Annotated in this window: 18 protein-coding genes; 12 read left to right on the top strand and 6 right to left on the bottom strand. The window is 72.3% G+C overall.

What is annotated here, in order from left to right; translation table 11 throughout:
• Positions 1 to 62: 62 nt before the first annotated feature.
• Both disA and radA read right to left on the bottom strand, forming a co-directional pair.
• A complete protein-coding gene (gene disA, locus ACFU3E_RS36935) occupies positions 63 to 1,187 on the bottom strand; it encodes a DNA integrity scanning diadenylate cyclase DisA (RefSeq protein ID WP_384168735.1) in 1,125 nt (374 codons plus the stop codon).
• An 80-nt stretch (positions 1,188 to 1,267) separates the two neighbouring features.
• Positions 1,268 to 2,677 (bottom strand): DNA repair protein RadA, encoded by a 1,410-nt coding sequence (radA, locus tag ACFU3E_RS36930; protein WP_384168732.1) that lies wholly within the window; start codon positions 2,675 to 2,677, stop codon positions 1,268 to 1,270.
• Between the two features lie 198 nt (positions 2,678 to 2,875).
• Here radA and ACFU3E_RS36925 point away from each other — a divergent pair, with 198 nt between their 5' ends.
• Positions 2,876 to 4,594 carry a hypothetical protein gene (locus ACFU3E_RS36925; protein ID WP_384168729.1) on the top strand — a complete coding sequence of 573 codons (1,719 nt, stop codon included), beginning with the start codon at positions 2,876 to 2,878 and terminating at the stop codon, positions 4,592 to 4,594.
• A 7-nt stretch (positions 4,595 to 4,601) separates the two neighbouring features.
• Here ACFU3E_RS36925 and ACFU3E_RS36920 read toward each other — a convergent pair whose 3' ends face one another.
• Positions 4,602 to 5,402 carry a hypothetical protein gene (locus ACFU3E_RS36920; RefSeq protein WP_384168726.1) on the bottom strand — a complete coding sequence of 267 codons (801 nt, stop codon included), beginning with the start codon at positions 5,400 to 5,402 and terminating at the stop codon, positions 4,602 to 4,604.
• Between the two features lie 71 nt (positions 5,403 to 5,473).
• On the opposite strand from ACFU3E_RS36920, the gene ACFU3E_RS36915 reads away from it, so the two are divergent.
• The 4 genes from ACFU3E_RS36915 to ilvD all read left to right on the top strand — a co-directional run bounded on the left by ACFU3E_RS36915 (position 5,474) and on the right by ilvD (position 9,950).
• Positions 5,474 to 6,406: a Ppx/GppA family phosphatase gene (locus ACFU3E_RS36915; RefSeq protein WP_384168723.1), complete on the top strand. Its 933-nt coding sequence runs from the start codon at positions 5,474 to 5,476 to the stop codon at positions 6,404 to 6,406.
• A gap of 96 nt (positions 6,407 to 6,502) precedes the next feature.
• On the top strand, positions 6,503 to 7,327 hold the full coding sequence (locus tag ACFU3E_RS36910; protein WP_384168720.1) for a sugar phosphate isomerase/epimerase family protein: 825 nt from the start codon (positions 6,503 to 6,505) through the stop codon (positions 7,325 to 7,327).
• Positions 7,324 to 7,956: a TetR family transcriptional regulator gene (locus ACFU3E_RS36905; RefSeq protein ID WP_384168717.1), complete on the top strand. Its 633-nt coding sequence runs from the start codon at positions 7,324 to 7,326 to the stop codon at positions 7,954 to 7,956. Before ACFU3E_RS36910 ends, ACFU3E_RS36905 begins: the two co-directional genes overlap by 4 nt.
• Before the next feature lie 140 nt (positions 7,957 to 8,096).
• Positions 8,097 to 9,950 (top strand): dihydroxy-acid dehydratase, encoded by a 1,854-nt coding sequence (ilvD, locus tag ACFU3E_RS36900; RefSeq protein ID WP_384168714.1) that lies wholly within the window; start codon positions 8,097 to 8,099, stop codon positions 9,948 to 9,950.
• A 62-nt stretch (positions 9,951 to 10,012) separates the two neighbouring features.
• Here the strand turns inward: ilvD and ACFU3E_RS36895 are convergent, their stop codons facing one another.
• Positions 10,013 to 12,139: a PQQ-binding-like beta-propeller repeat protein gene (locus ACFU3E_RS36895; protein WP_384168711.1), complete on the bottom strand. Its 2,127-nt coding sequence runs from the start codon at positions 12,137 to 12,139 to the stop codon at positions 10,013 to 10,015.
• A gap of 182 nt (positions 12,140 to 12,321) precedes the next feature.
• Between ACFU3E_RS36895 and ACFU3E_RS36890 the strand changes: the two genes are divergently transcribed.
• Together ACFU3E_RS36890 and ACFU3E_RS36885 are read left to right on the top strand one after the other, a co-directional pair.
• Positions 12,322 to 12,642: an SH3 domain-containing protein gene (locus ACFU3E_RS36890; protein WP_248510227.1), complete on the top strand. Its 321-nt coding sequence runs from the start codon at positions 12,322 to 12,324 to the stop codon at positions 12,640 to 12,642.
• A 180-nt stretch (positions 12,643 to 12,822) separates the two neighbouring features.
• Positions 12,823 to 13,335, top strand: coding sequence for an EamA/RhaT family transporter (locus ACFU3E_RS36885; protein ID WP_384168708.1), 513 nt, complete (start codon positions 12,823 to 12,825; stop codon positions 13,333 to 13,335).
• A gap of 36 nt (positions 13,336 to 13,371) precedes the next feature.
• Here ACFU3E_RS36885 and ACFU3E_RS36880 read toward each other — a convergent pair whose 3' ends face one another.
• Positions 13,372 to 13,950 carry a TetR/AcrR family transcriptional regulator gene (locus ACFU3E_RS36880; RefSeq protein WP_384168705.1) on the bottom strand — a complete coding sequence of 193 codons (579 nt, stop codon included), beginning with the start codon at positions 13,948 to 13,950 and terminating at the stop codon, positions 13,372 to 13,374.
• A 72-nt stretch (positions 13,951 to 14,022) separates the two neighbouring features.
• Between ACFU3E_RS36880 and ACFU3E_RS36875 the strand changes: the two genes are divergently transcribed.
• The 5 genes from ACFU3E_RS36875 (at position 14,023) to proC (ending at position 18,211) form a co-directional block, all read left to right on the top strand.
• A complete protein-coding gene (locus ACFU3E_RS36875) occupies positions 14,023 to 14,619 on the top strand; it encodes a dihydrofolate reductase family protein (RefSeq protein ID WP_384168702.1) in 597 nt (198 codons plus the stop codon).
• 154 nt (positions 14,620 to 14,773) lie between these two features.
• On the top strand, positions 14,774 to 15,598 hold the full coding sequence (locus ACFU3E_RS36870) for a class I SAM-dependent methyltransferase (protein WP_384168699.1): 825 nt from the start codon (positions 14,774 to 14,776) through the stop codon (positions 15,596 to 15,598).
• A gap of 60 nt (positions 15,599 to 15,658) precedes the next feature.
• Positions 15,659 to 16,510 carry an ABC transporter ATP-binding protein gene (locus tag ACFU3E_RS36865; RefSeq protein WP_384168696.1) on the top strand — a complete coding sequence of 284 codons (852 nt, stop codon included), beginning with the start codon at positions 15,659 to 15,661 and terminating at the stop codon, positions 16,508 to 16,510.
• Positions 16,507 to 17,286 (top strand): ABC transporter permease, encoded by a 780-nt coding sequence (locus ACFU3E_RS36860; protein WP_384168693.1) that lies wholly within the window; start codon positions 16,507 to 16,509, stop codon positions 17,284 to 17,286. Before ACFU3E_RS36865 ends, ACFU3E_RS36860 begins: the two co-directional genes overlap by 4 nt.
• A 112-nt stretch (positions 17,287 to 17,398) precedes the next feature.
• Positions 17,399 to 18,211 (top strand): pyrroline-5-carboxylate reductase, encoded by an 813-nt coding sequence (gene proC / locus ACFU3E_RS36855; RefSeq protein WP_384168690.1) that lies wholly within the window; start codon positions 17,399 to 17,401, stop codon positions 18,209 to 18,211.
• Positions 18,212 to 18,256: 45 nt separating this feature from the next.
• Here the strand turns inward: proC and trpS are convergent, their stop codons facing one another.
• The gene (gene trpS, locus ACFU3E_RS36850) at positions 18,257 to 19,294 is read right to left on the bottom strand and encodes a tryptophan--tRNA ligase (RefSeq protein WP_384168687.1); all 1,038 of its coding nucleotides are present in this window, start codon (positions 19,292 to 19,294) and stop codon (positions 18,257 to 18,259) included.
• Between the last annotated feature and the right edge of the window lie 487 nt (positions 19,295 to 19,781).

Genomic DNA, 19,781 nt, shown 5'->3' with positions numbered 1-19,781 from the left:
CGAGAGGGCGGTACCCCGCCTGGGATACCGCCCTCTCGCGTTCCGGCCGGGTGTCTCGCGCGTCAGACGTACCGCTCCAGGATCGACGACTCCGCCAGCCGCGACAGCCCCTCGCGGACGCTGCGCGCCCGGGCCTCGCCCACGCCGTCCACCGCCTGGAGGTCGTCGACGCTCGCGGCGAGCAGCTTCTGCAGGCCGCCGAAGTGCTCGACCAGGCGGTCGATGATCGCGCCGGGAAGCCGGGGCACCTTCGCCAGGAGGCGGAAGCCGCGCGGGGACACCGCCGAGTCCAACGTCTCGGGCGCGCCGGTGTAGCCCAGCGCCCGGGCCACCGTGGACAGTTCGAGAAGCTCGGCGTGGGTGAGGGCGTCGAGTTCGGCGAGGGCCTGGTCGACCGAGCGGGAGCGCTTGGCCGTGGGCTCGGGGACGTAGTCCCGCACGACCAGCTCGCGCTCGGGTTCCACACCCGCGATCAGCTCGTCGAGCTGGAGGGCCAGGAGCCGGCCGTCCGTGCCGAGCTCCACCACGTACTCGGCGATCTCCGTGGCGATGCGGCGCACCATCTCCAGGCGCTGGGCGACCGCCGAGACGTCCCGGACGGTCACCAGGTCCTCGATCTCCAGCGCCGACAGCGTGCCCGCGACCTCGTCGAGGCGGAGCTTGTAGCGCTCCAGGGTGGCGAGCGCCTGGTTGGCGCGGGACAGGATCGCCGCCGAGTCCTCCAGGACGCGGCGCTGGCCGTCGACGTACAGGGCGATCAGCCGCATCGACTGGGAGACAGAGACCACCGGGAAGCCGACCTGCTTGCTGACGCGGTCCGCGGTGCGGTGCCGGGTGCCCGTCTCCTCCGTCGGGATCGTCGGGTCCGGGACCAGCTGCACGCCCGCGCGCAGGATCTTCGACAGGTCCGAGGACAGCACGATGCCGCCGTCCAGCTTGCACAGCTCGCGCAGCCGGGTCGCCGTGAACTCGACGTCCAGCACGAAGCCGCCGCTGCACAGCGCCTCGACCGTCTTGTCGGAGCCCAGCACGATGAGACCGCCGGTGTTGCCGCGGAGCACGCGCTCCAGGCCGTCACGCAGTGCGGTGCCGGGTGCCACGGCGCTCAGGGAGGCGCGCATCAGGCCATCGGTACCGGCACTCCCACCGGACTTTCCGGGAGCTGATGCCCGGTCGTTGGCTGCCACTGCACTCCTCCGGTCGCAGGTTCTGGGCGCCCCCGTGTCGCGCGCTCGGTTCGCACGGACGGGCGAGACCAGGGCAAAGTCTACCGGCGACCCTCCTCGTCCCGTGGGGCCTCTCTGCGACGGGAGCGGGGAAGGACCCGCAGGGCGTCCCCTATGTCCGCGACTTCCAGGACCTTCATGCCCGCCGGGACCTTGCCCGGGTCGCCCGGGACCAGCGCGTGCGTGAAGCCCAGACGGTGGGCCTCCGCCAGCCTGCGCTGCACTCCGGTGACCCGTCTCACCTCGCCCGCGAGGCCCACCTCGCCGATCGCGACGAGGTTCTTCGGGAGAGGTGTGTCACTCGCCGCGCTCGCCAGGGCGAGGGCGACCGCCAGGTCCGCGGCCGGCTCGGTGAGCCTCACGCCGCCGACCGTCGCGGAGTAGATGTCCCTTTTGCCCAAGGCGCTGATCCGCCCGCGCTGTTCCAGCACCGCGAGCATCATCGAGACGCGGGAGGTCTCCAGGCCCGAGGTGGTGCGGCGCGGGGAAGGGATCTGCGAGTCGACCGTGAGCGCCTGGACCTCGGCCACCAGCGGGCGGCGACCCTCCAGGGTGACGGTCAGGCAGGTGCCCGGGACCGGTTCGGCCCGGCGGGTCAGGAAGAGTCCGCTCGGGTCGGCGAGGCCCGTGATGCCCTCGTCGTGCAGCTCGAAGCAGCCGACCTCGTCGGTGGTGCCGTAGCGGTTCTTGACGCCGCGCACGAGACGCAGGCGGGCGTGCCGGTCGCCCTCGAAGGACAGGACGACGTCCACCAGGTGCTCCAGCAGGCGCGGGCCCGCGATCGCGCCGTCCTTGGTGACATGGCCCACCAGCAGCGTGGACATGCCGCGTTCCTTGGAGGCGCGGATGAGGGCCCCGGCGACCTCGCGCACCTGGGCCATGCCGCCGGGTGCGCCGTCGATCTCGGGGGAGGCCACCGTCTGTACCGAGTCCATGATCAGCAGCGACGGCTTCACGGCGTCCAAGTGGCCCAGCACCGCGGCCAGATCGGTCTCGGCCGCGAGGTACAGGTGGTCGTCGATGGCACCGATGCGGTCGGCGCGCAGCCGGACCTGGCTCGCCGACTCCTCGCCCGTGACGTACAGCGTGCGGTGCTCGTCGCTCGCGGACTTGGCCGCCACGTCGAGCAGGAGCGTCGACTTGCCGACGCCCGGTTCGCCCGCGACCAGCACCACCGCGCCGGGCACCAGTCCGCCGCCGAGCACGCGGTCCAGCTCGGGGACGCCGGTGGGGCGGGCGGTGGCCTGACGGCCGTCCACCTGGCCGATGGGCAGGGCGGAGGTGGTGACCCGGCCCGGTGTCGTCGTACGCACCGCGGGCGCGCCGTACTCCTCGACCGTCCCCCAGGCCTGGCACTCGGGGCAGCGGCCGAGCCACTTCGCCGTCTGCCAGCCGCACTCCGTGCAGCGGTAGGACGGGCGGTCCTTCGTGGATTTCGTGCGGGCAGCCATGGACGGAACCGTAGCCGCCGGCACTGACATCGCGCGGACCGGCCGACGGCGGCCCACCTGTGCGCCAGGGGTCCGCCACCCCGCGCCAGCGGCGGAACCACCGGTTCATGTCCCCGATTGAGGGATCGTTTCACCCGTACGGATTAAATGTGCTCAAGCCGCCTGAAGGTGCCACTCCCGGCCCCCTACGGTCGCCGAATGATGAGCAGTACTCCGGAGATCTCGAGCCGCACGACCCACACGGCCGGCGCACACCGGGCGCACCGGGAAGCGCGTGACCGCGGGGCGGCGCGCACGCTGGCGCAGCGGCCGCCCGCGCGCTACGAGCCCTACCTGGACGGCCTGTTCACCTACTGCCTGTCCGTGCTGTGCGACCACGACGCCGCGACGGCCGCCCTGGGCGACGTCCTAGCACTCGCCGAACGCCGCGGCCGGCACGTCCCCGAGGCACCCGCCGACCGCAGGGCCTGGCTGTACGCGCTGGCCCGCTGGGCGTGCCTGCGCAAGCTGGCCGAGGCCAAGCAGAAACGTCAGAGCCACCACGCCGCGGGCCGCACCGACCGGCAGCGCGCGGACCGTCCGGCCGCCCCGGCCCTCTCCGAGGAGGTCCAGGAGCGGCGCCGTCGCGAACTGGCCCTGCTGGCCTGGCCGGAGGCCGCGGGCACCACCCCGGAGCAGCGGGAGGCGCTCGAACTGGCCGTGCGCCACCACCTCGCCGCCCAGGAGGTCGCCGCCGTCCTCGGCATGGGCCCGGCCGCCGCCCGCGATCTGCTCGCCTCCGCCGCCTGCGAGGTGGAACGCACGCGTGCGGCCCTCGCCGTGGTCGAGACCGGGGCATGTCCGAGTATCGCGCACCTCGCCGGCGACGACCGGCTCGTGCTCGGCACGGCCCTGCGCCGCGAACTCGTCCGGCACGTCGACGACTGCCCGCGCTGCCGCCGCACCGCCGAGCGCGCCGTCCCCGGCCGCTGGCCCGGCACCAGCGTCACGCCCGCCGAACTGCCGGTCCTGCAGGCGCCCCGGGCGGCCCTGCACGTCGCCATGGCCCACCACCCGCGCGCGCGAAGCGCCGCACCCCGCTTCGACCGGCGCGGCTTCCCGATGGATCCCAAGGACCACGCCGCCCGACGGGACCGCCTCCGCGCGCGGGCCGTCACCACGACTGTCGTCGCCACCGTCGTGGCCGCCCCGGTGCTGGCCCTGTGGGCCGCCTACCGGGGCACCCCCATCGGCGAGGGCCAGGACGGCCGCTCGGCCTCCGCACGCGAGGCGGACGACCCGTTCGGCCTGGACGGCGAGATGGCGGGCGGCGGCTACGAGAACACCGGCAACGCGAGCACCCGGCCCGGCCCCCGCTTCGGCAAGGACGGCAAGGCCGACGTCTCCGTCGAGGTCATCGGCGTCGCCGGCGCCGGCCGCAAGACCGCCCTGGAAGTCACGGCCGACCACAGCGGCGACACCACCCTCGTCACCCTGACCGCCACCGGCCCGGCCCCCGTCCGCTGGTCCGCGTCCACGGGAGCCCCCTGGCTCTACCTCAGCCAGTCCTCGGGCACGCTCCGGCCCGGCGAGTCGTTGACGATCAAGGTGTACGTCGACCACCTGCGGGAGCCCGCCGGCCCCTGGCACGCGCAGGTGGCGGTCGCACCGGTCGGCGCCGTCGTCCACATCGAGGGCTACGGCACCGCGCCCAGCCCCACCGGTCCCGGCCCCCGGCCCGAGGGCCCGAGCGAGCCGCCCCCGACCCACCCCGACCCGACCCCCACGACCTCCACCCCGGACCCGACGCCGACCACTCCACCCCCGTCGACCGACCCGGACCCCACACCCACGCCGACGGACCCGGGCCCGACCGACCCGACGGGCTCGACGCCACCGCCCTCGGACAGCGGCGACCCGAGCCCGGTCACGTCGTAGCCGACCCTCAGGCCACCGGATCCGCCGGATGCGGTGCCAGCAGCGGCAGCTGCGAGGCCAGCCGCTCCTCGCACAGCTCGACCAGCCGGTCGTAGCCCGCCTTGCCCATCAGCTCGATCAGTTCGGGCCGGTAGGAGACGTACACGGGGTCGCCGGCGCCGTGCGCCGAGGTCGCCGAGGTGCACCACCAGTGCAGGTCGTGGCCGCCCGGGCCCCAGCCCCGGCGGTCGTACTCACCGATCGACACCTGCAGGACGCGCGTGTCGTCGGGCCGGTCGATCCACTCGTACGTCCGCCGCACCGGAAGCTGCCAGCACACGTCCGGCTTGGTCTCCAGCGGCTCGCGGCCCTCCTTGAGGGCGAGGATGTGCAGCGAGCAGCCCGCGCCGCCCGGGAAGCCGGGCCGGTTCTGGAAGATGCACGAGCCCTGGAAGGGCCGCGTCTGCCGCTCGCCGTCCTCGTCCTCGGAGACCCAGCCGTCCCGCGTGCCCTCGGCGTGGTGCTGCCAGATGTCCGGAGTGAGCCTGGCCACATGCCCGGCCACGCGCTTCTCGTCGTCCTCGTCGGAGAAGTGGGCACCCAGCGTGCAGCACCCGTCGTCCGCGCGGCCCGCCTGGATGCCCTGGCAGCCGCTGCCGAAGATGCAGTTCCAGCGAGAGGTCAGCCATGTCAGATCGCAGCGGAAGACCTGCTCGTCGTCCGCCGGATCAGGAAACTCCACCCACGCGCGAGCGAAGTCGAGGCCCTTCTCGTCGGGCTCCACGAGGCCCGGTGATTTGTCGCGCTTCGCCTTTTTCGTCTTTGGCACGCCTCCAGGGTACGGGCCTCATACCCCCACCGAGGACGGCGGACCGCCCGGCGGGCAGTAGCGTTCCGTACATGAGACTCGGTGTCCTCGACGTGGGATCGAACACGGTGCATCTGCTCGTGGTGGATGCGCACCCCGGCGCGTGCCCGTTGCCCGCGCACTCGCACAAGGCGGAGCTGCGCCTCGCCCAGCTCCTCGACGACGACGGCGCGATCGGCCCGCACGGCGTCGACCGGCTGGTCTCGGTCGTCCAGGAGGCGCTCCAGGCCGCCGAGGACAAGGGCGTCGAGGATCTGCTGCCGTTCGCCACCTCGGCCGTGCGCGAGGCCCGCAACGCCGACGACGTCCTCGCGCGCGTGCGCACCGAGACCGGGGTCGAGCTCCAGGTCCTCACCGGCGCCGAGGAGGCCCGGCTGACCTTCCTCGCCGCCCGCCGCTGGTTCGGCTGGTCGGCCGGGAAGCTGCTGGTCCTGGACATCGGAGGCGGCTCCCTGGAGGTCGCCTACGGCATCGACGAGGAGCCCGACGCGGCCGCCTCTCTGCCGCTGGGCGCCGGCCGCCTCACCGCCGGCTGGCTGCCCGGCGACCCGCCCGACCAGGACGACGTCCGCGCCCTGCGCCGCCATGTGCGGACCGAGATCGCCCGCACGGTCGGCGAGTTCAGCCGCCTCGGCACCCCCGACCACGTCGTCGCCACGTCGAAGACCTTCAAGCAGCTGGCCCGCATCGCCGGCGCGGCCCGCTCCGCCGAGGGCCCCTACGTCCAGCGCGAGCTCAAGCGGGAGTCCCTGGAGGGCTGGGTCCCGCGTCTGGCCGCCATGACGGAGCGGGAGCGCGCGGAGCTGCCGGGCGTCTCGGAGGGCAGGGCCGGCCAGCTCCTGGCGGGCGCCCTGGTGGCCGAGGCCGCGCTGGACCTCTTCGGTGTGGAGCGCGTGGAGATATGTCCCTGGGCGCTGCGCGAGGGCGTGATCCTGCGCCGTCTGGATCACATGGAGTCGGTGTAGCGGAGTCCGGGGCAGGGCCCGCCCGCCTATGGCAAACACCACAACGGCCAAGAGGCCCCCCACCCCACCCCGACCACACCCCGTAATCTGTCCTGCATGGCAGAGCCAGCCGTAAAGATCCCGGACGCGAAGGTCGCCCTGTCGACGGCCTCGGTCTACCCGGAGTCGACGGCCACGGCCTTCGAGATCGCCGCGCGCCTCGGCTACGACGGAGTCGAGGTCATGGTCTGGACCGACCCGGTCAGCCAGGACATCGAGGCCCTGCGCAGACTCAGCGACTACCACCGGATCCCGATCCTCGCCGTCCACGCCCCCTGCCTGCTCATCACGCAGCGCGTCTGGTCCACCGACCCGTGGACCAAGCTCCAGCGGGCCCGCGCGGCGGCGGAGAAGCTCGACGCGAGCACGGTCGTCGTCCACCCCCCGTTCCGCTGGCAGCGCCAGTACGCCCGGGACTTCGTCGCCGGCATCTGGCGCATGGCGAACGAGACGGACGTACGGTTCGCCGTCGAGAACATGTACCCCTGGCGCTACCGCGACCGCGAGATGCTCGCGTACGCCCCCGACTGGGACGTGACGAAGGACGACTACCGGCACTTCACGATCGACCTCAGCCACACCGCGACGGCCCGCTCCGACGCGCTGGACATGGTCGGCCGCATGGGGGACCGGCTCGGCCACGTCCACCTCGCCGACGGCCGGGGCTCGGCCAAGGACGAGCACCTGGTGCCCGGCCGCGGCACCCAGCCCTGCGCCGAGGTGCTGGAGCGGCTCGCCCTGACCGGCTTCGACGGGCATGTCGTCATCGAGGTCAACACCCGCCGCGCCATGTCGAGCGCGGAGCGCGAGGCCGACCTGGCGGAGGCCCTCGCCTTCACCCGCCTGCATCTGGCCTCGGCCGTGAAGGTGCCGCGGCGATGACCGGCCCGCCCCCGGCGGGCGGTGGGTCCGGCACCGCCGCCCGCCGCCGCGGCCGCCCCCCGCGTACGGAGTCGGCGGACACCCGCGACCGCATCCTGACCGCCGCCCGCGACGAGTTCTCCGAGCGCGGCTACGAGAAGACGTCCGTCCGCGGCATCGCCAAGTCCGCCGGGGTCGACCCGGCCCTCGTGCACCACTACTTCGGCACGAAGGAGCAGGTCTTCGAGGCGGCGATCACCCAGTCCTTCGGACCCGCCCTGCAGGCACCGACGGCCATCGAGGAGGGCCCGCTCGACGGGGTGGGGGAGCGCCTGGCCCGCTTCTTCTTCGGCGTCTGGGAGAACCCGGCGACCCGCGCGCCCCTGCTCGCCATCGTCCGGTCCGCCGTCACCAACGAGACCGCGGCCGCCGTCTTCCGGCGGATCATCGCCACCCAGGTGCTGCGCCGCATCGCCGTACAACTGGAGCTGCCGGACGCCGAGCTGCGGGCCGAGCTCGCCGCCGCCCAGCTCGTGGGCACCGCCGTCCTGCGGTACGTCATCAAGGTCGAGCCGCTGGCCTCGGCGGACCCGGAGCAGATCATCGCGCGGCTCGCACCCGTCGTACAGGGACACCTGACCGATCCGTAAGGCGTGCGGGTGCCGTCGTCCGAGACAGTCATCCCGCATTTCGGACACGCCGTCCCGCCCACTGGATGACCGGCGTACGCTCGACAGCAGTCAGAAATCTCCGAATCCTCTGACGCCGTCTGTCGAAGGAGCGAGCGACGATGCCCGAGCTGAGGTCCCGCACAGTCACCCACGGCCGCAACATGGCGGGCGCCCGCGCCCTGATGAGGGCCTCCGGTGTACCGGGTGCGGACATCGGCCGCAAGCCGATCATCGCGGTCGCCAACAGCTTCACCGAGTTCGTGCCGGGGCACACGCACCTCGCGCCGGTCGGCCGGATCGTCAGCGAGGCGGTCGTCGCGGCCGGCGGCATCCCGCGCGAGTTCAACACGATCGCCGTCGACGACGGCATCGCCATGGGCCACGGCGGCATGCTCTACTCCCTGCCCTCCCGCGACCTGATCGCGGACAGCGTGGAGTACATGGTCGAGGCCCACTGCGCCGACGCCCTGATCTGCATCTCCAACTGCGACAAGATCACCCCGGGCATGCTGAACGCCGCCCTGCGGCTGAACATCCCCACGGTCTTCGTCTCCGGCGGCCCCATGGAGTCCGGCCGCGCCACCCTGGTCGACGGCACGGTCCGCACCCTCGATCTGGTCGACGCGATCTCCGACGCCGTGAACGACAAGATCTCGGACGAGGACATCCTCCGCATCGAGGAGAACGCCTGTCCGACCTGCGGTTCCTGTTCCGGCATGTTCACCGCCAACTCGATGAACTGCCTGACCGAGGCCATCGGCCTCTCCCTCCCGGGCAACGGCTCGGTCCTCGCCACGCACACGGCCCGCAAACAGCTGTACGTGGACGCGGCGAACACGGTCATGGACATCACCCGCCGCTACTACGAGCAGGACGACGACACCGTCCTGCCCCGCAGCGTGGCGTCCGTCGCCGCCTTCGAGAACGCCATGGCCCTCGACATCGCCATGGGCGGCTCCACCAACACGATCCTGCACCTGCTGGCCGCCGCCCAGGAGGCCGGTGTCCCCTTCGGCCTCACGGAGATCAACGAGGTCTCCCGCCGCGTGCCCTGCCTCGCCAAGGTCGCCCCGAACGTCGCCAAGGACCGCACGTACTACATGGAGGACGTGCACCGCGCCGGCGGCATCCCCGCCCTGCTCGGCGAGCTGCACCGGGCCGGGCTGCTCAACGAGGACGTGCACTCCGTGCACAGCCCCTCCCTCGCCGACTGGCTCAAGACCTGGGACGTGCGCGGCGGCTCCCCGTCCGCCGAGGCCGTCGAGCTGTGGCACGCGGCCCCCGGCTGCGTCCGCTCCGCCGAGGCCTTCTCCCAGTCCGAGCGCTGGGAGGCCCTGGACGTCGACGCCGAGGGCGGCTGCATCCGCTCCGCCGAGCACGCCTACTCCAAGGACGGCGGCCTCGCCGTCCTCAAGGGCAACCTGGCCGTGGACGGCTGCGTCGTGAAGACGGCCGGCGTCGACGAGTCCATCTGGACCTTCGAGGGCCCGGCGGTCGTCTGCGAGTCGCAGGAGGAGGCCGTCCAGAAGATCCTCACCCAGCAGGTCAAGGACGGCGACGTGGTCGTCATCCGCTACGAGGGCCCCAAGGGCGGACCCGGCATGCAGGAGATGCTCTACCCGACCTCGTACCTCAAGGGCCGCGGCCTCGGCAAGACCTGCGCGCTCGTCACGGACGGCCGCTTCTCCGGCGGCACCTCCGGCCTGTCCATCGGCCACGCCTCGCCGGAGGCGGCCGCGGGCGGCACCATCGCCCTGGTCGAGGACGGCGACCGGGTCCGCATCGACATCCCGAACCGCTCCATCGAGCTGCTGGTGGACGACGCCGAGCTGGCCCTGCGCGAGCAGGCGCTGAACGGCGTGTACGCCCCGAAGAACCGCGACCGCAAGGTCTCGGCGGCGCTGCGGGCCTACGCGGCGATGGCGACCAGCGCGGACAAGGGCGCCGTGCGGGACGTGTCGAAGCTGGGGTGACCCCTTCTCGCGCCGAGGGCCGTCTCCCGCTGTCGGGGGCGGCCCTCGCGCATGCCCGTCGGCTACCAGGCCGCCGGATCGCGCCCGTTCACGGCGAAGACGGTCCCGTCCGGCGCACTGCCGTAGACCCGGTCGCCCACGACCACGGGCTCGGGCAGCGCGGCCGGGATCCGGTCCGACCGGTCGCCCAGCCGGGGGGACGTCTGCCCGGAGAGCTTCCCGCGGCGCGCGTCGACGGCGAGCAGCCGCCCGTCCGACGCGGTCACGTACACGTGCCGGTCACCGGCGACGGGCGTGGACCCCCGCATCATGCCCGTCTCCAGACGCCAGAGCCGCTCACGCGCCTGAAGATCGACGGCCACCAACGACCCCCCTGTCCCCATGAGATAGGCCGTGTTCCCCTGCACGGCGCCATGGGCCTGCTGGAGAGGGACGGCGAGGGGCACCCGCCGGGTCTCACCCGTCCCCGGGGTGTAGCGGACGACGGCCCGCGCATCGCCGTGCACCGGGTCCTCGGAGAGGAGGAACACCGATCCGTCCGTCGCGCCGAAGGGCTCCAGCGTCCCGTCGAGCCGGGCGTCCGACCGCACGTCACCCGTCTGCGGATCCACCACGGTGAGCCGGGTGCTCTTCCCGTCACCCGACGTGCTGGTGGCGTACGCCAGCGGGTCGCCGGTGAACGTGGCGAAGTACGGCACCTCATGGCCGGGGACCCGGTGGCTCCACCGCGGGTCACCGGAGGCGCCGTCCACGCCAGTGACCTTCCCGTCGGCACCCGTGACCAGGAGCATGCCGCCGGCGGACACCGCGCTGCCGGCCTCTGCGACGTCCCGCTGCCAGCGCGCTCTGCCCGAGGCCGGATCGAGTGCCTCCAGGAGACGCCCCTGGCCCGTCGAGGGCTGCACGAGTCCACCCGCCAGCACCGGCGGTTCCTTCCGGGGCCCCTTGCGGACGGGGTGCCGCCACAGCAGGTGCCCGTCGGACGGATCCAGGGCGAAGACCAGTCCGGACGTGGCACAGAGCAGCCGTCCGGCCCCGTGGGAACACAGGGGTGCGCTGTCCCCGGTCGCCGGAGTCGTCCGCCACCCGCTGAACGCGGCGGACGTGGTCCGCGGGGAGGCGGGCTGCGGCGAGCCGCCGGCACCGTCGAGCAACGGGAGCGAGGCCAGAGCACCGACGACGGCCAGGCCGAACGCCCCGGCTCCGAGTGCCGCCCGCCTGCCGAGCCACCGCCCCCTGCCACGGACGGCTTTCACCGCACGACCGGCTTCCACCGCACGGCCGGGTCTCTCTGAGGGCGGCCACGAATGTTCGGCGTCCCCGGTCCGCTGAGCCGGCATGAACGTCTGCGTGTCGTACGAAGCCGCGACGGATCGCAGCTCCCGCATCAACTCGTCGGGCGTCGGCCGGTCCTCCGGCTCCTTCGCCAGACACCGCAGCACCAGCGGCGCGACCTCGTCCGGCACACCGGTCAGGTCGGGCTCGTCGTGCACCACCTGGTAGGCGACGATGTACGGGCTGTCGGAGTCGAACGGCCCCTGCCCCGTGGCCGCGTGCACCATCACCGACCCGAGCGCGAAGATGTCGGCGGCCGGTCCCACCTCGCGCGGGCGCCGGAACTGCTCGGGCGCCATGAAGGGCGGCGTGCCGATCAACCTCCCGGTCTCGGTGCGCAGTTCGCTGTCCAGCGGCCGGGAGATACCGAAGTCGATGACCTTCGGCCCGTCGTCGGCGAGCAGGACGTTGCTCGGTTTCAGATCCCGGTGGACGACCCCGGCCCGATGGATGTCACGCAGCGCCTCGGCCAAGCCCGCCATCAGGCGCCGCAACTGGGCCGAATCCATCGGGCCGTTCCGCTTGACCTGCTCGGACAAGGTCGGCCCCGGAATGAACAGCGTGGCCATCCAAGGCCGTTCGCCGTCCGGGTCGGCGTCGACGACGGGGGCCGTGAAGGCGCCGCTCACTCTCCGCGCCGCCGCCACCTCCTGCCGGAAACGCCCCCTGAAGTCGGGGTCCTTGGCGAACTGGGCGTGCACGACCTTCACCGCGAGCTTCATCCCGGAGGTGCTCCGGGCCAGATGCACGACACCCATGCCGCCCGAGCCCAGACAGGACTCGAGACGGTAGTGACCGGCGTATTCGGGAAGTTCCGCTTCCGCGCCCGCTCCGGCGTTCCGCTGTGGCGCCATGGGACCACCCCCGTGCTGTTCCTCCGCGCGCGCGACGCACGGAGCCTAGTCGAAGACTCGTACGGGACGGAGGCGGCTTGCTAGCCTCCCCCACACGAGTCGCGCACATGTGTTTCATGGTGTGATTCGGGGGAATCAACGGGACCCCATGGCAGTCATGGGGCTCAACGGGGGAGAATTTCATGTCTGTCGACCATGTCGAGGAACTCGAAGGCAGAGGCGAGGAAGAGGCCGTCACCATGGCGGCGTCGGCCCTGCGCTCGTACGCCGTCGCCCCGGGCGTCCGCCTGAACGTCCGCAGCGGCCCCGGCACCGGATACGCCATCGTCCGCGTCCTGCCCGAGGGGGCCAGGGTCACCATCTTCTGCCAGCGGCCCGGCACCACGGTGGCGGGCCCGTACGGCAGCTCGAACATCTGGGACAACATCGACGACGGCGAGTACGTCTCGGACGCCTATGTGAACACCGGCAGCGACGGCTACGTCCGCCCGCGCTGCTCCTGACCGCCCTCACAACCCGCAACGTCCGTAGCGGCCCCGGCACCGACTGCACCGTCGTCCGGGTCCTGCCCGAGAGGGCGAAGGTCCCGATTTACTGCCAGTCGCCGGCCGCTGCGGCCAGGGGGCGTCTGACGGACCCGGCCCGCCCGGAGCCCGCGCCCCGGCAAGGGTCATAATCGACCCGTGAGTGCAGACGACAGCACCCCTGCCGCCCCCGCGGGCTCCAAGGCCGAGACCCTCGGCCCCCGCCCCGAGCCCCTGCGCTTCTTCGGCACGACCTGGCTGAACCACGACAACGGCTACACCGGGCGCCGCATCGCCGTGGCCGTCGGATCCCTGGCCGCCGCCGTCGCCTCCTGCCTCGTGCTCCGCCTCGCCTACCAGGGCCTGCAGATCGCCGCGATCGGCGACTTCGTCACGGTCCTCATGGTCGCGATGTTCGCGATCTGCGGCGTCCTCGCCTTCCGCCACACCTGGGACGGCTACACCCGCCGCCCCGACCCCGACCGCCAGGCATCCCTGCGCGGCCTCCTGACCGTCGGGTTCGTCGGTTCCCTGCTCGCCTACTTCTTCCGCTCCCTCACCGAGGCCCCCGGCGAGAAGCTCCACCGCGAGGAGTACGAGGAGGCCCGCAAGCAGTACGAGAAGCGCACGACCCGCCGCTCGGGCAACCCGAAGAACCGCCGCCGCGCGTAGCCCTCCGGGGTATCGCCGCCCCGCTGTCCCGGCCGCCTACCGCGCCATCACGATGCGCTCGACCGCCGCCGTCACCAGTTGTTCGCGCTCCGCCTCGGTGAAGACGTCCGGCAGGGTGAGCTGTTCGACGATCAGCCAGTTCAGGGTCAGCATGAGCAACTTGACGGCCATGGCGTCGCCGGGGAGCCCGGACGCTTCGTGATAGGCGACGTTGGCGTCGACATCGGCGCGGACCCGCTCGGTGAGGACCTTGCGCAGTTCGGGGCGGCGGGTGGCCTCCAGGCGCAGTTCGAGCAGGGCGAGGTAGCCGGTGCGGAACGCGGCGACGCGGCCGACCAGTTCCCGCATCAGTACGGCGTAGGTCTCCCGGTCGCGGCCGGCCGCCTGCTGGCGCGCGATCGTCGCGTCGTCGGGCTGGAGCCGCTCATACACACGGGCGCCGGCCTGGGTGAGCAGGTCGTCCCGGCTGGCGAAGTAGTTGGACGCGGTCCCGGTCGGCACGGCGGCCTCGACATCCACCGCCCGGAACGTCAGACCCCGTGCACCCTCCCTGGCCAGCACCTCGATCGCCGCATCGACGAGGGCGGCGCGCCGCTGGTCGTTCCGTCGCACCATTGACACCACTCCAGTTGTAGTACTAACTTCCGAACCACTTCAAGGAGAGTACTACGAATGGAGTTATCGAGGATGCGAAAGCTCGTCTACTACATCGCCGTCACACTCGACGGCCGCATCGCGGGCCCCGGCGGCGAGTACGACTTCTTCCCCGCCGGTGACGAAGAGCAGGGCGCCGCCTACAGCACCTGGGTCAACTCCCTGTACCCCGAGACCGTCCCGACCGCCTACCGTGCCGCCGCCGGCCTCACCGACACACCCCACCGGTATTTCGACACCGTCGTCATGGGCCACGGCACCTACCGCGACCCCCTCGACAGCGGGATCACCAGCCCCTACGCGCACCTGCGCCAGTACGTGGTCTCCAGCACGCTCGAGCCCGACGTCGACCCGGCCGTCACCGTCGTTCCGGGCGACCCGCTCGCCCTCGTCCGCGCACTCAAGCGGGAGGAGAACGCCGGGTTGAACGTCTGGCTCTGCGGCGGCGGCAAGCTCGCCGGTGCCCTCCTGCCCGAGATCGACGAACTGGTCGTCAAGCACTACCCGGTGGTCGCCGGCGCCGGCATCCCGGCCTTCGACGGCGCCTTCGACCCCACCGTCTTCGACGTCGCCGAGCGCACCGCCTTCCCTCACGGCGTCACCCTCACGCGTCTCACCGCCCGCCGCTAGGCCACGTGGAACAACCCCCGCTGCCCGCACGAAGAGCGCCGACGGCAGACGCCCGAAGCGGCCCGGCCGCCCGCCGAGCCGCCGCCGCGCCAACTCCCGCCGATCTCACCGAAATCTCACCGCATCGCACCCCACCCACGGCCACCATGGCGGTATGACCACGCCTCCCTCCGCCCACCACCCCCTCGGAGCCGACCGCACCCCCGAACCCCCTGCCGAACCCACCCGAACCGCCCGAGCCCACTCCTTCAACGCCGCCGCGGCCCAGTACGCGGCCAACCGCCCCTCATACCCGCCGGCCCTCTTCGACGCGATAGAAGACCTGACCGGCCGGCCCCTCTCCGGCGCCCGCGTCGCCGACATCGGCGCCGGCACCGGCATCGCCACCGCCCTCCTCCACGCACGAGGAGCGAACGTCGTCGCCGTGGAACCCGGCGACGGCATGGCGGCCCAGTTCCGCCGCGCCCTCCCCGGCATCCCGGTCATCCGCGGCACAGGAGACGACCTCCCCCTCACCGACGCCTCCGTCGACCTCGTCACCTACGCCCAGGCCTGGCACTGGACCGACCCCGCCCGCGCCGTCCCGGAGGCCCTGCGCGTCCTGCGTCCCGGCGGCGCCCTCGCCCTCTGGTGGAACACCGACGCCCTCGACGTCCCCTGGATCGCCGAGGCCGCCGCCCGCACCGAACGCCACTTCGGCATCGACGTCTCCGCCGAGAAGCGCAACGTCAACGCCCGCGCCGCCGACCCCACCGGCCTCCTCGACTTCACCCGCCGCACCGTCCGCTGGAGCCGCCGCGTCCCGATCGACACCCACCTGGCCAACATCGGCAGCCACTCGGTCTTCCTCGTGCACGGCGCGGAACACACCGCATCGTTCCTGGCCGAGGAACGCGAGCACCTCCTCCGGACCTTCCCGGACGGCTTCGTGGAGGAGGTCTACGAGGTCGTCCTCCTTCTTGCCGAGCCCCCGGCCTGACGCGCACCCGCTCGGCGCAGCCGCTTGACGCGTCCCGCCCCCGGGAGCATTATTCATCACATGATGAATAATGCTCCCGGCTCGCCGCGCCCCGGCCCGGCACCCACCCCCGGCCCGTCCCCGGACCCGGACACCACAGCCGTCCACGCCGAGAACCTCACCGTCGTCCGCGGCCCCCGCACGGTCCTGCGCAACCTCGCCTTCACCGTCCCCCGAGGCCAGATCACCGGCCTCCTCGGCCCCTCCGGCTGCGGCAAGTCGACCCTCATGCGCGCCCTCGTCGGCACCCAGGCCAAAGTCACCGGCACCCTCGACGTCCTCGGCCGCCCCGCCGGCCACCCCACCCTGCGCACCCGCATCGGCTACGTCACCCAGGCCCCGTCCGTCTACGACGACCTGACCGTCCGCCAGAACCTCGACTACTTCGCCGCGATCCTCGACCCCGGCCGATCAGCGGCGGACCGCCGCGACGACAACGTCACCCGCGCCATCGCCGACGTAGACCTCACCACCCACGCCGACGCCCTCGCCGGCAACCTCTCCGGGGGCCAGCGCAGCCGCGTCTCCCTGGCCGTCGCCCTCCTCGGAGCCCCCGAACTCCTGGTCCTCGACGAACCGACCGTCGGCCTCGACCCGGTCCTGCGCCGCGACCTGTGGAACCTCTTCCACGACATCGCGACCGGCCGTGGCGCCACCCTCCTCGTCTCCTCCCACGTCATGGACGAAGCCGAGCGCTGCCACCGCCTCCTCCTCATGCGCGAGGGCGAACTCCTCGCCGACGACACCCCTGACGCCCTGCGCACCCGCACCGGCGCCGACACGGTCGAGGAGGCCTTCCTGCACCTCGTGGACGAGGCAAGAGCAGCAGCCCGCACGAAGGACACGACGGACACGAAGGACACGACCCGATGACCACCACCCCGACCAGGACGGTCACTCCACCGAGGGCCCTGAACGCCTCCCGCACCACCGCCACCGCGGCCCGGGTCCTGCGCCAGCTCACCCACGACCCCCGCACCATCGCCCTGATGATCCTCGTCCCCTGCGTGATGCTGTTCCTGCTGCGCTACGTCTTCGACGGCAGCCCGCGCACCTTCGACAACATCGGCGCGTCCCTCCTGGGGATCTTCCCACTGATCACGATGTTCCTGGTGACGTCCATCGCCACCCTGCGCGAACGCACCTCGGGCACCCTCGAACGCCTTCTCGCCATGCCCCTCGGCAAAGGCGACCTGATCGCCGGCTACGCCCTCGCCTTCGGCACCCTCGCGATCATCCAGTCCGCCCTGGCCACGGGCCTCGCGCTCTGGTTCCTCGGCCTCGACGTCACCGGCAGCCCCTGGCTCCTCCTCCTGGTGGCCCTCCTCGACGCCCTCCTCGGCACGGCCCTCGGCCTCTTCGTCTCGGCCTTCGCGGCCTCGGAGTTCCAGGCGGTCCAGTTCATGCCGGCGGTGATCTTCCCCCAGCTCCTCCTGTGCGGCCTGTTCACCCCGCGCGACAACATGCACCCCGCCCTGGAGGCCGTCTCCGACGTCCTCCCCATGTCCTACGCCGTCGACGGCATGAACGAGGTCCTCCGCCACACGGACATGACCGCCGCGTTCGTCCGCGACGTCCTGATCGTCGCGGGCTGCGCACTCCTGGTCCTGGCCCTGGGCGCGGCGACCCTCAGGCGCCGGACGGCCTAGACCGCCCGGCGAAGGCGCCCACATTCCGCCCACCGGACATCACCCCCGCCCGCCACCCCCGGGTGCGAGGATGAACACGGACGACGCGCAACCCCCGGAGGGCACCTCAGCCATGACCCAGAAAGTCGCAGTCCTCGGCACCGGCAAGATCGGCGAAGCCCTGCTCAGCGGAATGATCCGCGCCGGCTGGACCCCGTCCGACCTCCTGGTCACCGCCCGCCGCCAGGAACGAGCCGAGGAACTCCGCGCCCGCTACGGCGTCACCCCGGTCACCAACCCCGAGGCCGCCAAGACCGCCGACACCCTGATCCTCACGGTCAAACCGCAGGACATGGGCACCCTCCTCGACGAGCTGGCCCCCCACGTCCCCGCCGACCGCCTGGTCATCAGCGGCGCCGCCGGCATCCCCACGGCGTACTTCGAGGAGCGTCTCGCCCCCAACACGCCGGTCGTCCGCGTCATGACGAACACCCCCGCCCTGGTCGACGAGGCGATGTCCGTCATCTCCGCCGGCACCCACGCCACCGCCGCCCACCTCGCCCACACCGAGGAGATCTTCGGCGCCGTCGGCAAGACGCTCCGCGTCCCCGAGTCCCAGCAGGACGCCTGCACCGCCCTCTCCGGCTCCGGCCCGGCCTACTTCTTCTACCTGGTCGAAGCCATGACCGACGCCGGCATCCTCCTCGGCCTGCCCCGCGACAAGGCCCACGACCTGATCGTCCAGTCCGCCATCGGCGCCGCGACCATGCTCCGCGACAGCGGCGAACACCCGGTCAAGCTCCGCGAGAACGTCACGTCGCCGGCCGGCACGACGATCAACGCCATCCGCGAACTCGAGAACCACGGCGTACGGGCCGCCCTCATCGCCGCCCTCGAAGCCGCCCGCGACCGCAGCCGCGCCCTGGCCTCCGGCAACAACAGCTGACCACCGGGGGCGGGCCCGTCACCCGCCCCCGCAGTCGCCGTCACCTCACACCGCCGCCACGGCCCCGGCACCGGCCGCCGCCTCCGCCACGGCCGGCAGCAGCCCGATCGCCCGATACGCGGCATCCACCGTCGGCCGGGCCATCCCCCGAGCCCGCTCCGCCCCGCCCCGCAGCACCCCGTCCACATAACCGGGGTCGGCACACAACTCCTTGTGCCTCCCCTGCAAGGGCCGAAGCACCTCGACCACAGCCTCCGCGGTGTCCTTCTTCAAGGCCCCGTACGAGGTGTACGCACCACTCAACCGCTCGGGATCGTCACCCGTGCACGCCGCGAGGATCTCCAGCAGGTTGGCGAGCCCCGGCCGGGCCTCCCGGTCGTAGACGACCTCCCGCCCGCTGTCGGTCACGGCCCGCACGACCTTCCTGCGCACCACGTCCGGCTCGTCCAGCAGATAGACGATCCCCGGTCCGACGTCGTCGCTCTTGCCCATCTTCGACGCCGGATCCTGCAGATTCATCACCCGCGCCGCCACTCCCGGCCGCGTGGCTCGCGGCACCACGAACGTATGCCCGTACCGCTGGTTGAACCGCACCGCCAGATCCCGCGTCAGCTCCACGTGCTGCACCTGGTCGTCCCCCACCGGCACCTCGTCGGCCCCGTACGCCAGGATGTCCGCCGCCATCAGCACGGGATACGTCAGCAGCGACAGCCGCACACTCCCGCCCCGCTTCTGCTCCCGCGCCGCCTTCTCCTTGTACTGGATCATCCGCCGCATCTCGCCGTCGGTGGCCACGCACTCCAGTACGTACGACAGCCGGGCGTGCTCGTCCACGTGGCTCTGCACGAACACCGTGCACAGCTCCGGATCCAGCCCGGACGCCAGCAACAGGGTCGCCGCCTGCCGGCTCAGTCTGCGCACCCGCGCGGGATCGTGGTCCACGGTCAGGGCGTGCAGATCGACGACACAGAACAAGGCGTCGGCCTCGTGCTGGTCGACGTCAGCCCACCGCCGCATGGCTCCCAGGTAGTTCCCCAGCGTCAGATGCCCCGTCGGCTTGACCCCGCTGAAGACCCGTGTCATCTCTCCGCCACCTTCCGGTCGTGACCGCCGCCCGGCCGGCCGCCCCTCGGTGGTCCTGGAGGGAGAAACGAGAACGGCCGCCGAAGCGGCGGCCGTTGAGTGCATACGTGAGAACGGCCGCCGTCAGGCGGCCCACCAGAACTGGCTGCACGTACGCGTCGTCATGCACCCCACAGTACGCCCCGGCAGTGCCGTCCGCCGGTGAGTTGACACGCCCGGACCCGAACCGTAGTGTGCTCCGAGTTGCCCGACGTGAGCGCCGACTCCGGTCGGTCCCCGGGCAGCCAATCCGCAGGTAACAACCACTATTCGACGCGCAGTACGCCTGTCGTCGTTTCATTGGCATGTGTATTTACGGAATGTGGAATCCCCGTTCGAAAGGACGCGGCCCCCGATTGGCTCGGGAGCCGGGGAATCCGCTAAAGTCTCACTCGTCGGAACGGCCCAACAGCCGCGAAGGCAAACCCCGCTGACCGGGGATCAGGCC

Source organism: Streptomyces sp. NPDC057424, from assembly GCF_042803315.1.
Classification (GTDB): domain Bacteria; phylum Actinomycetota; class Actinomycetes; order Streptomycetales; family Streptomycetaceae; genus Streptomyces.
This window is presented reverse-complemented; position numbering and strand designations above follow the sequence as displayed.

What these genes read in the sequence shown, in the direction of transcription:
- radA (WP_384168732.1), bottom strand. Translation starts at nt 2,677, where the DNA reads ATGGCTGCCCGCACGAAATCCACGAAGGACCGCCCGTCCTACCGCTGC.
- ACFU3E_RS36925 (WP_384168729.1), top strand. Translation starts at nt 2,876, where the DNA reads ATGATGAGCAGTACTCCGGAGATCTCGAGCCGCACGACCCACACGGCC.
- ACFU3E_RS36915 (WP_384168723.1), top strand. Translation starts at nt 5,474, where the DNA reads ATGAGACTCGGTGTCCTCGACGTGGGATCGAACACGGTGCATCTGCTC.
- ACFU3E_RS36910 (WP_384168720.1), top strand. Translation starts at nt 6,503, where the DNA reads ATGGCAGAGCCAGCCGTAAAGATCCCGGACGCGAAGGTCGCCCTGTCG.
- ACFU3E_RS36905 (WP_384168717.1), top strand. Translation starts at nt 7,324, where the DNA reads ATGACCGGCCCGCCCCCGGCGGGCGGTGGGTCCGGCACCGCCGCCCGC.
- ilvD (WP_384168714.1), top strand. Translation starts at nt 8,097, where the DNA reads ATGCCCGAGCTGAGGTCCCGCACAGTCACCCACGGCCGCAACATGGCG.
- ACFU3E_RS36895 (WP_384168711.1), bottom strand. Translation starts at nt 12,139, where the DNA reads ATGGCGCCACAGCGGAACGCCGGAGCGGGCGCGGAAGCGGAACTTCCC.
- ACFU3E_RS36890 (WP_248510227.1), top strand. Translation starts at nt 12,322, where the DNA reads ATGTCTGTCGACCATGTCGAGGAACTCGAAGGCAGAGGCGAGGAAGAG.
- ACFU3E_RS36880 (WP_384168705.1), bottom strand. Translation starts at nt 13,950, where the DNA reads ATGGTGCGACGGAACGACCAGCGGCGCGCCGCCCTCGTCGATGCGGCG.
- ACFU3E_RS36875 (WP_384168702.1), top strand. Translation starts at nt 14,023, where the DNA reads ATGCGAAAGCTCGTCTACTACATCGCCGTCACACTCGACGGCCGCATC.
- ACFU3E_RS36870 (WP_384168699.1), top strand. Translation starts at nt 14,774, where the DNA reads ATGACCACGCCTCCCTCCGCCCACCACCCCCTCGGAGCCGACCGCACC.
- ACFU3E_RS36865 (WP_384168696.1), top strand. Translation starts at nt 15,659, where the DNA reads ATGATGAATAATGCTCCCGGCTCGCCGCGCCCCGGCCCGGCACCCACC.
- ACFU3E_RS36860 (WP_384168693.1), top strand. Translation starts at nt 16,507, where the DNA reads ATGACCACCACCCCGACCAGGACGGTCACTCCACCGAGGGCCCTGAAC.
- proC (WP_384168690.1), top strand. Translation starts at nt 17,399, where the DNA reads ATGACCCAGAAAGTCGCAGTCCTCGGCACCGGCAAGATCGGCGAAGCC.
- trpS (WP_384168687.1), bottom strand. Translation starts at nt 19,294, where the DNA reads ATGACACGGGTCTTCAGCGGGGTCAAGCCGACGGGGCATCTGACGCTG.